This window comes from Pseudomonas sp. RW3S2 (assembly GCF_014268955.1).
GTDB lineage: Bacteria > Pseudomonadota > Gammaproteobacteria > Pseudomonadales > Pseudomonadaceae > Aquipseudomonas > Aquipseudomonas wayambapalatensis.
Genome location: NZ_JABWRM010000009.1, coordinates 1 through 12,664, shown reverse-complemented (window position 1 = coordinate 12,664; position 12,664 = coordinate 1). Strand labels below are relative to the sequence as shown.

The window sequence follows — 12,664 nt, the reverse complement described above, 5'->3', positions numbered from 1 at the left end:
TCACCCTCGCCTGACATGCCGCACCAACACCTTCTCCAGCAACTCCCACATCCCGGGATCCGTGCTGAACGCCACATTGAACCGCATCCACCCCGTGGCCTGCGCATCGACCATGAACAACTGCCCAGGCCCAAGCATGATCCCCTGTTCCAGCGCATCGTCCAGCAATGCCGCACTGTCGGGGATGGCCGGGTGGCGGGTCCAGATGTACATGCCTTCATCCGATTCGATGAACAGCTCGAAGCCCAGCCGATGCAGGTGTCGACCCACTTCCTGATGCGCTTCGGCCAGGCGCTGGCGCAGGCGCTTGAGGTGCTTGCGCCAGCGACCGTCGATCACTGCGGCGTACACCACGCGCTCCATCACCTGCGAGGTGGTCAGCCCTGAACGCATCTTCAACTGCAACAGCTGCTGCATCACCTCGGCTTCAGCCACCAGGTAGCCCACCCGCACGTTGGGCGAGATGCTCTTGGAGTAGCTGCCCACGTATACCACCTGCTGCAGATGGTCGAGGCTGGCAAGGCACGGCTGCGGCTCGGCGATCATGTCGGCGTAGAGGTTGTTCTCCACCAGGCGCAAGCCATGCTGCGACGCCAGTTGCAGCAGGCGGTGCAACTGCGCCAGCGGCGTGCGCGAACAGGTCGGGCTGTGCAGGTGTGGCTGGGTGAAGAACACTGTCGGGCGATGGTGGGCGAGCAAGCGCTCCAACTGGTCGAGGTCGTAGCCCACCGGTGTGCGCGGCACGCCGACCAGGGTCGCGCCCTGAAAGCGCAGGATGCTCATCAGGTTGGGATAGCCTGGGTCGTCCACCAGCACCACGTCACCCGGTCGCACCAGGGTGCGCACCGCCAGGTCCAGCGCCTGGCTGGCGCCATGGGTGAGCATCAGTTGCGCAGGGCTGGCGACGATCGACAGCTCCTGCTGCAGGTTCTGCGCGGTCAGCGCGCGCAGTTCGGGCAGGCCCATCGGGTCACCATAGCCAGACAGCTCCAGCGGGCTGCCGGCCACCTGGCGCATGCCGCGACGCAAGCCGTCTTCGTACATCCAGTCGTTGGGCAGCCAGCCGCAGCCGGGTTTGAATGGCAGTTGGCGGGTCTCGAAGATCTGTTGCAGGTACCACTCGGAGTTGAACGATGGTCGGGTTGTGTCAGCTTGCGGGGTGTGCGTGTCGAGCAACTCGCCCGCCGAGCGGCTGACGAAGAAACCCGCATTGCCGCGACTGACCAGCAGCCCCTGGGCCACCAGGCGGTCGTAGGCTTCGACCACGGTGAAGGTACTCACCGAGTAGGTCGAGGCGAACGCGCGGATAGACGGCACCTTGGCGCCGGGCTTGAGGGTCTGGTTGTCGATGAGCTCGCGCAACCCGTCAATGATCTGGTTGACCAGCGGGGTAGGGGAGTCCGGATGTAGTCGCAGCATGGGGTGCCTTCAGGTGTGCGTAACGCCAAGCGCCTGCAGGGTGTCGCGGGTGTATTGCATTGGCGGCCTGTACAGTGCAGTGCGAGTTTCATGCCACTGTGCATGGCTCTATGTGGCGGACATTTTTACATTAGGTGTCAGATATCGCCAGATGCAACACGTTCAGTTCGCCCGAGCGGCAACCCTCGGGCGCGTCAGCAGGCCGCCATGGAAGGTCTGCGTGTGTTCCTCACACCTCCTGCCCGCAATAGCGCTGATGTACAGGTGAGGCCGATAACCATCGGGGTTTCACAGTTTTTCCTTGGATAAAAAGAAGCACGGGGTACACAACTGATGGACGCAACATCCACATCCACCACCTCCGCGGAAGGCGGGCACGAGAGCAAGCTCAGTGCCTCGCTCAAGTCGCGCCACCTGACGATGATGTCGATCGCCGGGGTCATTGGCGGCGCCTTGTTCGTCGGCTCTGGCAGCGTGATCCACAGCGCCGGCCCAGCGGCTGTCCTGGCGTACCTCGCCGGCGGCATCCTGGTGGTGCTGATCATGCGCATGCTCGGCGAGATGGCGACCTCCTCGCCGGACACCGGCTCGTTCTCCACCTACGCCGACCGCGCCATCGGGCGCTGGGCGGGTTTCACCATCGGTTGGCTGTACTGGTGGTACTGGGTCATCCTCATGGCCTGGGAAGCCTACGTGGCGGGCAAGATCCTGCATGGCTTCTTCCCCGACGTCAGCGTCAACGTGTTCGTGCTGGCGACCACCTTGCTGCTGATCACCGTGAACTTCTTCAACGTCAAGCACTACGGCGAGTTCGAGTTCTGGTTCGCCTTGATCAAGGTGGTGGCGATCGTCTGCTTCCTGGTGGTGTGTACCGCCGCCGTGATGAACGTCTGGCAGTTCGGTGAGGTGCGCGGCATCACCCACCTGACCGCCGAAGGCTTCATGCCCAACGGCATCACCACGGTGATCGGCGCCTTGCTCGGGGTGATGTTCGCCTTCCTCGGTGCCGAAATCGTGACCATCGCGGCTTCGGAAGCGAAGGACCCGGCTACCCAGATCGTCAAGGCCACCAACTCGGTGGTGTGGCGTGTGTGCCTGTTCTACGTCGGCTCGATCTTCCTGATCGTCTGCCTGGTGCCGTGGAACGATCCGCACCTGGGCGTTTCCGGTTATGGCGCCTACCGCCGCACCCTGGAACTGCTGGGTGTGCCGTATGCCGAGCTGCTGATGAACTTCGTGGTGTTGACCTCGGTGAGCAGTTGCCTGATCTCCGGCCACTACACCGCTTCGCGCATGCTGTTCTCGCTGTCCCAGCGGGGCGATGCGCCGTCGTTCTTCAAGATCACCCGCGCCGGCACCGGTGTCCCGGTGTACGCAATCCTCGGCTCGTGCGCCGTGGCGGTGGTCTGCGCGCTGATCAACTTCAGCGAGACCCTGCGCCCGAAGGACGTGCTGGAAACCCTGATGAACACCACTGGCATGATCGCCCTGCTGGTGTACCTGGTGATTGCCTTCTCGCAACTGCGCATGCGCCGCAAGCTGATCGCCGAGGGCCGCGAGGTGCGCCTGAAAATGTGGCTGTTCCCCTGGCTGACCTACCTGGTGATCGCCTTCATCGTTGCCGCACTGGTGACCATGGCCTTCATGCCTGACTACCAGATTCTGGTGATCTCCACCGGTATCGCCGCGGCCATCGTGGTGGCCATGGGTGTGGTACACCAGATCCGCAGCGCCAAGCGTCACTGACCGCTGCCGGGCTGTACGGAAAACGCGGCCGGTTCCCCAGGGGACCGGCCGCGTTTTCATTTGCGGCGCACCACGGTCAGCCAGTCGGTGTAGTGGGCAATCTTGATCGGCAAGCTGGCCTGCAGGTCATCGAGGGCCTGGTCGGTGTCGTCCAGGGCCAGGTCGTCGGCGACCTTCAGGTCGGCCAGCGACGGGGTATCGAACAACAGCAGGCCGCGGTGGTGTCGGGCCAGACGCTCGAGCGTTTCGTTCAGCGGTTGACCGTCGCCTGGCAGGCGCTCCAGGTACCAGGCTGCCTGGGTATCGCCGGTATCGACCTGGGTCAGGGTTGCGGGCGTGATGCCATCGAAGCGCAACTGCTGGCCGCGGTTGAGCGACAGTTGGCGACCGTTGACAGACAGTTCGACCCGCCCCTCCAGCACGGTGACTTCGCTGCTGTCCTGCAGCCGCTCGACGATCAGTTTCGCGTCCAGCGGACGCAGGCTGCCCTGTGGGGTGACGATGAACAGCGGGCGGGTATCGCCCCGGGCCACTTCCAGCAGCAACTGGCCCTTGAGCAGGTCGATCCGTCGCTGAGTCCTGTCGAACGCCAGGTCCACGGCCGACCCGCTGTCCAGGGTCAGCAGGCTACCGTCCTCCAGTTGCCGGGTCAGGCGGTTCTGGCTGTCGGTGGACAGGTCGGACAGCTCGAAGCCCTGACCCATCCAGGGCGAGGCGAGCAGGATGGAGGCGCCGATCAACGCAAGGATGGCCAGGGGCAGGGCGAGACGCGGGTAGGGGAAGGCATTCATGGCGAGCGACGTATGGAGGTTATGCGGATGACCTCCAGCATAGGCTGTCAGTTCCTGTTTTCGTTCAGGCGAAGCGGATCGGTCAGACCGATACCCCGAACGTTCGGCAAAAGGCATATGCTAGCGCTTCCAACTGCCGAAGGAGTCGCCCATGGCCTGGTCCGCCACCCAGTATTCGCTCTTCGAAAACGAACGCACCCGTGCCGTGCGCGATCTGCTCGCGGCTGTGCCAGCGCGACCGGTACGCCACGCCACGGACCTTGGCTGCGGCCCTGGCAACTCCACCGAGGTCCTGCTGCAACAGCATGGCGACGCCCAGGTGCTGGCCTTGGACAGCGACCAGGACATGATCGACAAGGCGCGCGAGCGACCACGCCTGAAGGTGCCGCGGGTGCGTTGCGAGGTAGCCGATATCGCCACTTGGGAGGCTGCCGAACCCCAGGACCTGATCCTCGCCAACGCCTCGTTGCAATGGGTGCCGAACCACCGTGAGCTGTACCCGCATCTGATCCGCCAGCTTTCCGAGGGGGGCAGCCTGGCGGTGCAGACCCCCGACAACCTCGATGAGCCTGCCCACAAGCGCATGCGCGAGATTGCCAGCCAAGGCCCGTGGAAAGACAAGTTCAGCGATTTTTCCTTGCCACCGCGACACAGCGGCGCGTTCTACTACGACCTGCTCAGCCCACTGTGCACACGCGTGGATGTGTGGCGCACCACCTATCACCATGTCCTCGAGGGCGGCGCGAGCGCTGTGGTGGAGTGGTTCAAGGGCTCGGGCCTGCGGCCGTACCTGGCGCGGCTGGACGAGGCCGAGCGCGAAAGCTTCCTGCAACTCTACCTGCAGGCCATGGAGCAGGATTACCCGAAAGCCACCGATGGCAAGGTGCTGCTGCCGTTCCCCCGGTTGTTCGTGATCGCTACCCGCTAGCACGCCTCCCGCGCCAGAGCACATAGCCGTAGATGCCGAGGTTGACCAGCAACACGATCAACCCGAGCAGCACCTGGACCTGTGGCGTCAGCCCGGCCGGGTAGATCAGCGGCCAGACATAGTGCTCGACGAACCCACCCTGGTAGCCGGCCTGGCCGGCTGCCAGGCGCATGCGGTTTTCCCAGTCGGTCAGAGGGCACTGCAGGTGCAGGCATTCCACCGCCAGGCCCCAGGCCAGGGCCGGCAGATGCAGGAGCAGGGCGCGGCGCCAGCGCAGCACCAGCAGGCCGCCGAACAGCACCAGCAGGATGAAGGCCAGGTGCAGCAGAACCAGAGTGTCGGCGCTGAGGCGGTAGAGCATGGGCGGGGTCCGCTGTGGGGCGAGTCATCAGCATAGGGCAGATCACGGGGGGGCCGGCATGGTCGCGGGGTGGCACCGCTGAACTCACAACGCTTCTTGCACCATCTGCAGAAACGTCGCCACCACGCGCCGCGTGCGTTGTTCGCTCAGGCACACCAGCGTCTCGGTCAAGTGGCGTTGGCAATCGACGATGGGGAGTGCGCACACCCGTGAGTCGGCGCCGAACTCCGCCGCCGACACCACGCCCACGCCGATCCCCACCACCACCGCTTCACGCGCCGCTTCGCGTCCCTCGACCTGGATGGCCGGGCGGATGCGCAGGCCCGCGCGCTGCATCTCTTCTTCCAGGGTCTGGCGTGTCACCGAGCCGGGCTCACGCAAGACCAGCGGCGTGTCGTCCAGGTCGGCCAGGCTGATCGAGGCGCGGCTGGCCCAGGGGTGGTCCTGGGAGACGAAGGCCACCATCGGGTCACGCCGCATCGGCACGCAGAACAGCCGCTCGTCATCGACGTCGCGCCCGAGCAGGGCCAGGTCAGCCTGGTAGCTGAACAGGCGCGCCAGCGACTCATCGGTGTTGCCCGTCTCGATCTTGATCTGAATCCCCGGATAGCGCTGACAGAAGCGCGCAACCTGCGGCAGTACGTGCACGGGGGCATCCACTGCCAGCACCAGGCTGCCGGTGTGCAGGGCACGCGAATCCTGCAGCAGCTCCAGTGCTTCGGCCTCACAGGCGAACAGGCGTTGGCTGATGCCCAGCAGGCGCTCGCCCAGGTCGGTGAGCTGCACCGAACGCTTGTTGCGCTGGAACAGCAGCACGCCGAAGCGTTCCTCCAGCTTGCGCACCTGGTCGGACACCGCTGGCTGGGTGAGGAAGAGTTTCTCGGCGGCCCGGGTGAAGCTGCCGTGTTCGGCCACCGCGTGAAAGGCCTTCAGCTGCGCTTGCGAGACGGACATGGAGCACCTCGGAACAGGTTCTTTTAAAAGCTGGGCTTATGTGTGAAATACGATAAATCGATTTTATTTATCAGTCACCAGCTCTTTCCATGTCGCTCAACCCGGGGCAGCTTCACACGCCCTTGCACCGGGCCATGGTCCAGCCAGATGACGTCCCTCCGTCATGCAGTGCGCAACACAACAACAAGACAGGCGTTTCTTCACATTCTGCCGGCACACTCAGCAAGAGGTCAGAGTCAAATGAACCAGTCTTTCGGTGCCATCAAGCGGTGGCGCATGCAGATCTTCGCCATCACCTGGCTGGCCTACGCCGCCTTCTACTTCACCCGCAAAGCCTTCTCGGTCGCCAAGCTTGGCATTGCTGAAGACCCAGGTTTCATGCTCGACAAAGCCGCCATGGCCAACCTCGATGCGATCTACCTGGCGGCCTACGCCGTAGGCCAGTTCACCTGGGGCATGCTCGCCGACCGCTTCGGCCCGCGCGTGGTGGTACTCGGTGGGCTGCTGATCTCGGCCGCAGCAGCGATGGTGATGGGCAGTTACGCGACCTTCCCGATCTTTGCCACCTGCATGCTGATCCAGGGCCTGGCGCAGTCGACCGGCTGGGCAGGGCTGTGCAAGAACATCGGCAGTTTCTTCCCCGCCTCCCAGCGTGGCCGGGTACTGGGCCTGTGGAGTTCGTGCTACGCCTTTGGCGGCCTGGTGGCCTCGCCCTTTGCCGGGTGGTGGGCGTACACCCTGGTCGGCAGTTGGCACGCAGCGTTTTTCTCCAGTGCCGTGGTGGTGGCGGTGGTGGCGCTGCTGTTCTTCCTCTTTCAGCGCAACAAGCCCGAAGACGTCGGCCTGCCAGCGGTAGAGCCGGAGCCACAGAGCATGGCGCCAGGCGCGAACCTGTGCAGCGTCTGGGCGCCGCTGCGCGAAATCCTGCGCAACCGCACGGTCCTAACGCTCGGGCTGGCCTACTTCATGCTCAAGCCGGCGCGTTACGCGATCCTGCTCTGGGGGCCGGTGATCGTTTTCGAGCAGATGCCTTCGGTGGGCAAGGTTGGCGCAGCGATCATTCCCACGGCCTTCGAGCTGGCCGGGTTGCTTGGGCCGATCCTGATCGGCCTGGCCTCGGACAAGCTGTTCGGTGCACGGCGCATGCCTGCCTGCGTGATCAGTCTGCTGCTGCTGACCGTCACTCTGGCCGGCTTCATGGCGGCCATGCACAGCGGCAGCGTGCTGCTGGTGGTGGCGCTGCTGTTCGTCATGGGCCTGACCCTGTACGGCCCGGACTCGATGATCAGCGGCGCGGCCGCCATCGACTTCGGCACCGCCAAGGCCGGCGCTACCGCAGCCGGGTTCGTCAATGGCTGCGGCTCGGTAGGCGCGGTGCTGGGTGGGCTGCTGCCGGGCTACTTCGACAGCGTCACCGTGTTCATCGTGTTCGCCGGCACTGCGCTGTTCTCCGCCCTGGTGCTGCTGCCGCACTGGAACAGCCGCCCGGTCAGTGCAGACGCGGTACATGACGTGGCACCCAATACCGGCATGGCGATCAAGCCGGTACGTACCTGAAGGAAAGTGAAACGATGAGACCGTTCTGGCTGCAACAGGCCCTGGACCCGCAAAACGAAGCCGTGTGCCCGCCGCTGCAAGGCGATGTGCGCTGTGATGTCTGTATCGTCGGAGGCGGCTACACCGGCTTGTGGACCGCACTGCTGCTCAAGGAGGCGGTGCCGGCGCTGGATGTGCTGTTGATCGAGGCGGATATCTGCGGCGCCGGTGCCAGCGGGCGCAATGGGGGCTGCGCGCTGTCGTGGTCGGCCAAGTACTTCACCCTGGAGCGCTTGTTCGGTGTGGCCGAGGCGGTGCGCCTGGTCCGTGAGTCGGAGCGCAGTATCGCGGCCATCGGCACGTTCTGCGCCGAACATCACATCGACTGCGACTACCGCATGGACGGCACCTTGTACACCGCCACCAATGCCGCGCAGGTCGGCAGTACCGATGCGGTGATCGCGGCGCTGCAGCGCCAGGGCATCAACTCGTTCCAGCGTCTGGCGCTGGATGAAGTGCAGCGCCGGGCCGGCTCTGACCGCCACCGGGAAGGCTGGTTCTCGCCAGCGGCCGCCACGGTGCAGCCGGGCAAGCTGGTGCGTGGCCTGCGTCGGGTGGCCTTGCAGCGCGGCGTGCGCATCCACGAAGGCACGGCGATGACCAGTCTTGAGCACGGCACCCCGGTGCAGGTGCGCACCGCCCACGGCACCGTGCGTGCCGACCGGGTGGTGCTGGGCCTCAATGCCTGGATGGCGCGGCAGTTTGCGCAGTTCGAGCGCAGCGTGGCGATCGTCTCCAGCGACATGGTGATCACCGAGCCGTGCCCCGAGTTGTTGCGCCAGACGGGCCTGGAGACCGGCATCAGCGTGCTTGATTCGCGCATCTTCGTGCACTACTACCACAACACCCCCGACGGGCGCCTGATGCTCGGCAAGGGCGGCAACACCTTTGCCTATGGCGGGCGCATGCTGCCGGTCTTCGATCAGCCGTCGCCTTACCGAGCGCTGCTGCAACGAACCTTGGGCGAGTTCTTCCCGGCGTTGGCCGAGGTGCCGCTGGCTGCGAGCTGGAACGGGCCATCGGATCGCTCGGTGACCGGCTTGCCGTTCTTCGGCCGCCTGGACGGGCAGGGCAACGTGTTCTATGGCTTCGGTTATTCCGGCAGCGGCGTAGGGCCTTGTCACATGGGTGGGCAGATCCTTTCGTCGCTGGCCCTGGGGATGGACAACGCCTGGACGCGCTCGCCCCTGGTCAAGGGGCCGCTGGGGCAGTTTCCGCCGGAGCCGATCCGCTACCTGGGGTCGCTGATGGTGCGCGATGCCGTGCGGCGCAAGGAACGCGCCGAAGACCGAGGGCAGCGCCCGCGGCGGCTGGATGTGCGGCTGGCGAAGTTCGCGGCGGCGGCGGGGAAGGCGGACAAGGGTTGAGTCGGTGTGGGCTTTTTCGCGGGCAAGTCGGGTCGCCGCACCGCCGCGCCCACAGGTAGCCACCGCTTGCAGGAGCGGCGGTTCGCCGCTGCGGGTTGCCGGCGAATGGCTGCCACGCGATTTCTTGTCGATCCCACCCGCGAGGGCGTATAAACTCTCCCCACTTTTGGCCGGTCGCTTCCTGAACCGGCCGCTGAGACAAAGAGAGTCGAAATGGGCGCACAGTGGAAAGCCAAGCATAGAGAAACCGCCGCCAACGCCAAGGGCAAGATCATGGGCAAGTTGGCCAAGGAGATTCAGATCGCTGCCAAGTCTGGCGCCGACCCGGACATGAACCCGCGCCTGCGCTTGGCCATCGTCCAGGCCAAGAAAGCGTCGATGACTCGCGAAACCCTCGAGCGTGCGATCAAGAAAGGCGCTGGCCTGGATGGCGAGGCTGTGCAGTACCATGCCGTCAGCTACGAGGGCTTTGCGCCTCACCAGGTGCCGCTGATCGTCGAATGCCTGACCGACAACGTGAACCGTACCGTCGCCCAGATCCGGGTGTTGTTCCGCAAGGGCCAGCTTGGCGCAAGCGGCTCGGTGGCCTGGGACTTCAACCATGTCGGCCTGATCGAGGCCACCCCGGAAGGTGATGCCGACCCGGAAATGGCCGCCATCGAAGCCGGCGCCCAGGATTTCGAAGACGGCGAGGAAGAGGGCTCGACCCTGTTCATCACCGACACCACCGACCTGGACGCGGTGCAGAAGGCCCTGCCCGAGCATGGTTTCACCGTCACCTCGGCGAAAATCGGCTACACCCCGAAAAACCCAGTGAGCGCCGCCAGCCTGAGTGCTGAAGCCCTGGCCGAGGTCGAAGCCTTCCTCGAGGCGATCGACGAGAACGAAGACGTGCAGAACGTCTATGTCGGTCTGACGGACTGACTTCCTGCCGGGCTGCCTCGCGGCCCGATGGGCCCCTTCATGGGGCCCTCCACCTCACCCGCGCAGGTCACCCCATGACCCCCACTTTCGCCTCACTGAGCCTGGCCCACCTGCGCACCCTCGATTGCCTCCTGCAATTGAAGAACCTCAGCCACGCCGCCGAGCGCCTGGGTTGCAGCCAGTCGGCCTTGAGCCGTCAGCTTGCCCATCTGCGCGATGCCTTCGGCGACCCGCTGCTGGTCCGCCAGGGCCGCGGCTATGTGCTCAGCGAACATGCCGAAACCTTGGTCGAACCCTTGCGCCAGGTGCTCGATGAGCTCAGCGCCCTGCGCCAGCCTGCCGCCTTCGACCCGGCACGTTGCGAGCGGCGTTTCTGCATCGCCGCCTCCGACTATGTGGCCGAGCACATCCTTCCGGACCTGGTGACGGCACTGGAGCATGAGGCGCCTGGAGTGTCCCTCGAGTACCGCACCTGGCAGGCTGGCCAATACGCCTCGCTGGCCAGTGGTGAGGTCGATCTGGCTACCACGCTGTTCGATGAGTCCCCGCCGAACCTGCATGGCCGGCTGCTCGGTGAAGACCGGGCCGTGTGCCTGATGGCGGGCGAGCATCCGCTGACTGCCTGTGCCACGATCAGCCAGGACGACTACCTTGCCTATCGCCATGTGCGGGTTTCCGGCGGCGGCGACAAGGACAGCTTCATCGACCGTCACCTGCGTGCCCAGGGGCTGCAGCGGCGCATGCAGCTCCAGGTGCCGTTCTTCAGTGCCATGGTGCGGGTGATCGGCAATGGCCAGGCGTTGGCCACGGTGCCGGAGCATATCGCCCGCCAGCTTTGCCGTTTGCATGGCCTGGCCTGGCGGCCGCTGGGTTTCATCGAGCACAGTCAGCGCTACTGGGTGGTCTGGCATCAGCGCTTGCAGGCCTCGGCCGAGCACCGCTGGTTGCGTAACCGGGTATTCGAGCTGTGGCGCCAGTCGTCGTTCGGCGTGCAGGGCGCAGATGCGCGGTTGCGATAGCAGCTATGCGCGAAACGGGGTTATTGCGCGGGGACGGGTTGCCTAGACTGGGCTGATTGCGGGGTGTCGGTGCTGACACCTCATCCCTTCGCCCAGGAGCCCGCCCAGTGACCCCCGAACAATTCCGCCAGTACGGCCACCAGCTCATCGACCTGATCGCCGACTACCGCCAGACCGTCGGCGAGCGCCCGGTGATGGCCCAGGTCGAGCCCGGCTACCTCAAGGCCGCGCTGCCCGAGGCTGCGCCGCAGCAGGGCGAGCCGTTCGCCGCCATCCTCGATGATGTCTCCAGCCTGGTGATGCCCGGCCTGTCGCACTGGCAGCATCCGGACTTCTACGGCTACTTCCCCTCCAACGGCACGCTGTCGTCGGTGCTCGGCGACTTCCTCAGCACAGGGCTTGGCGTGCTCGGCCTGTCCTGGCAGTCCAGCCCGGCCCTGAGCGAGCTGGAGGAAACCACCCTCGACTGGCTGCGCCAACTGCTGGGGCTGTCGGCGCAGTGGAGCGGGGTGATCCAGGACACGGCCTCCACCAGCACCCTGGTCGCGCTGATCAGCGCACGTGAGCGCAGCACCGACTATGCCCTGGCTCGCGGCGGCCTGCAGGCCCAGGACAAGCCGCTGATCGTCTACGTCAGTGCCCATGCCCACAGCTCGGTGGACAAAGCTGCGCTGCTGGCCGGGTTTGGTCGCGACAACATTCGCCAGATCCCCACCGACGAGCGCTTCGCCATGATTCCCGAAGCGCTGCAGGCGGCCATCGAGCAGGACCTGGCGGCAGGCAACCAGCCCTGTGCGGTGGTCGCTACTACCGGCACCACCGCTACCACGGCGCTGGACCCGTTGCGCCCGGTCGGTGAGATCGCCCAGGCGGCGGGGTTGTGGCTGCATGTCGATTCGGCGATGGCAGGCTCGGCGATGATCCTCCCGGAATGTCGCTGGATGTGGGACGGTATCGAGCTGGCTGACTCGGTGGTAGTCAATGCGCACAAGTGGCTGGGCGTGGCCTTCGACTGTTCGATCTATTACGTGCGCGACCCGCAGCACCTGATCCGGGTGATGAGTACCAACCCCAGCTACCTGCAGTCGTCGGTGGATGGCGAGGTGAAGAACCTGCGCGACTGGGGCATACCGCTGGGGCGGCGGTTCCGTGCGCTGAAACTGTGGTTCATGCTGCGCAGCGAAGGGGTCGAGGCCTTGCAGCAGCGCCTGCGCCGAGACCTGGAAAATGCCCGCTGGCTGGCCGAGCAGGTCGAGGCTGCGCCGGGCTGGAAACTGCTGGCGCCGGTGCAGTTGCAGACCCTGTGCATTCGGCATGAACCCGAGGGGCTGGAGGGTGAGGCGCTGGATGATCACACCCGTGGCTGGGCAGATCGGCTCAATGCTTCCGGCGACGCCTACGTGACCCCGGCAACCCTGCAAGGCCGCTGGATGGTTCGGTTGTCGGTCGGCGCGCTGCCGACCGAACGGGCGGATGTGGAGCGGCTGTGGGGGAATCTGCAGGCGGTGGTCAAGGCTTGAGATTGTCGGGGGGGGGGGGGGGGGGGGGGGGGGGGGGGG

At 65.5% G+C, this 12,664-nt stretch carries 11 protein-coding genes; 7 read left to right on the top strand and 4 right to left on the bottom strand.

The window, feature by feature from the left end; genetic code table 11:
• On the bottom strand, nt 1-1,419 hold the full coding sequence (locus HU748_RS14140; protein ID WP_054891567.1) for a PLP-dependent aminotransferase family protein: 1,419 nt from the start codon (nt 1,417-1,419) through the stop codon (nt 1-3).
• A gap of 333 nt (nt 1,420-1,752) precedes the next feature.
• Between HU748_RS14140 and HU748_RS14135 the strand changes: the two genes are divergently transcribed.
• Nucleotides 1,753-3,165, top strand: coding sequence for an amino acid permease (locus tag HU748_RS14135; protein WP_186663902.1), 1,413 nt, complete (start codon nt 1,753-1,755; stop codon nt 3,163-3,165).
• Between the two features lie 56 nt (nt 3,166-3,221).
• Here the strand turns inward: HU748_RS14135 and HU748_RS14130 are convergent, their stop codons facing one another.
• Nucleotides 3,222-3,956, bottom strand: a complete 735-nt coding sequence (locus tag HU748_RS14130; RefSeq protein WP_186720766.1) for a FecR domain-containing protein — start codon at nt 3,954-3,956, stop codon at nt 3,222-3,224.
• Nucleotides 3,957-4,107: 151 nt separating this feature from the next.
• On the opposite strand from HU748_RS14130, the gene tam reads away from it, so the two are divergent.
• On the top strand, nt 4,108-4,884 hold the full coding sequence (gene tam / locus HU748_RS14125; RefSeq protein WP_186720765.1) for a trans-aconitate 2-methyltransferase: 777 nt from the start codon (nt 4,108-4,110) through the stop codon (nt 4,882-4,884).
• Here tam and HU748_RS14120 read toward each other — a convergent pair.
• On the bottom strand, nt 4,874-5,245 hold the full coding sequence (locus HU748_RS14120; RefSeq protein WP_186707877.1) for a DUF2784 domain-containing protein: 372 nt from the start codon (nt 5,243-5,245) through the stop codon (nt 4,874-4,876). The two genes, tam and HU748_RS14120, sit on opposite strands and share 11 nt — an antisense overlap.
• Before the next feature lie 84 nt (nt 5,246-5,329).
• A complete protein-coding gene (locus tag HU748_RS14115) occupies nt 5,330-6,199 on the bottom strand; it encodes a LysR substrate-binding domain-containing protein (protein WP_186720763.1) in 870 nt (289 codons plus the stop codon).
• A gap of 240 nt (nt 6,200-6,439) precedes the next feature.
• Between HU748_RS14115 and HU748_RS14110 the strand changes: the two genes are divergently transcribed.
• The 5 genes from HU748_RS14110 to HU748_RS14090 all read left to right on the top strand — a co-directional run bounded on the left by HU748_RS14110 (nt 6,440) and on the right by HU748_RS14090 (nt 12,625).
• Nucleotides 6,440-7,756, top strand: coding sequence for an MFS transporter (locus HU748_RS14110; protein WP_186720761.1), 1,317 nt, complete (start codon nt 6,440-6,442; stop codon nt 7,754-7,756).
• 14 nt (nt 7,757-7,770) lie between these two features.
• Nucleotides 7,771-9,162: an FAD-dependent oxidoreductase gene (locus tag HU748_RS14105; RefSeq protein WP_186663913.1), complete on the top strand. Its 1,392-nt coding sequence runs from the start codon at nt 7,771-7,773 to the stop codon at nt 9,160-9,162.
• Nucleotides 9,163-9,375: 213 nt separating this feature from the next.
• Nucleotides 9,376-10,086 (top strand): YebC/PmpR family DNA-binding transcriptional regulator, encoded by a 711-nt coding sequence (locus HU748_RS14100; RefSeq protein ID WP_023631852.1) that lies wholly within the window; start codon nt 9,376-9,378, stop codon nt 10,084-10,086.
• Nucleotides 10,087-10,160: 74 nt separating this feature from the next.
• Nucleotides 10,161-11,105: a LysR family transcriptional regulator gene (locus HU748_RS14095; protein WP_186663914.1), complete on the top strand. Its 945-nt coding sequence runs from the start codon at nt 10,161-10,163 to the stop codon at nt 11,103-11,105.
• Between the two features lie 107 nt (nt 11,106-11,212).
• Nucleotides 11,213-12,625: a DOPA decarboxylase gene (locus HU748_RS14090; RefSeq protein ID WP_186720759.1), complete on the top strand. Its 1,413-nt coding sequence runs from the start codon at nt 11,213-11,215 to the stop codon at nt 12,623-12,625.
• The last annotated feature ends 39 nt before the right edge of the window (nt 12,626-12,664 follow it).

Bases quoted from the DNA above. Each gene is read 5' to 3' on its own strand.
- HU748_RS14140 (WP_054891567.1), bottom strand. From the start codon at position 1,419: ATGCTGCGACTACATCCGGACTCCCCTACCCCGCTGGTCAACCAGATC.
- HU748_RS14135 (WP_186663902.1), top strand. From the start codon at position 1,753: ATGGACGCAACATCCACATCCACCACCTCCGCGGAAGGCGGGCACGAG.
- HU748_RS14130 (WP_186720766.1), bottom strand. From the start codon at position 3,956: ATGAATGCCTTCCCCTACCCGCGTCTCGCCCTGCCCCTGGCCATCCTT.
- tam (WP_186720765.1), top strand. From the start codon at position 4,108: ATGGCCTGGTCCGCCACCCAGTATTCGCTCTTCGAAAACGAACGCACC.
- HU748_RS14120 (WP_186707877.1), bottom strand. From the start codon at position 5,245: ATGCTCTACCGCCTCAGCGCCGACACTCTGGTTCTGCTGCACCTGGCC.
- HU748_RS14115 (WP_186720763.1), bottom strand. From the start codon at position 6,199: ATGTCCGTCTCGCAAGCGCAGCTGAAGGCCTTTCACGCGGTGGCCGAA.
- HU748_RS14110 (WP_186720761.1), top strand. From the start codon at position 6,440: ATGAACCAGTCTTTCGGTGCCATCAAGCGGTGGCGCATGCAGATCTTC.
- HU748_RS14105 (WP_186663913.1), top strand. From the start codon at position 7,771: ATGAGACCGTTCTGGCTGCAACAGGCCCTGGACCCGCAAAACGAAGCC.
- HU748_RS14100 (WP_023631852.1), top strand. From the start codon at position 9,376: ATGGGCGCACAGTGGAAAGCCAAGCATAGAGAAACCGCCGCCAACGCC.
- HU748_RS14095 (WP_186663914.1), top strand. From the start codon at position 10,161: ATGACCCCCACTTTCGCCTCACTGAGCCTGGCCCACCTGCGCACCCTC.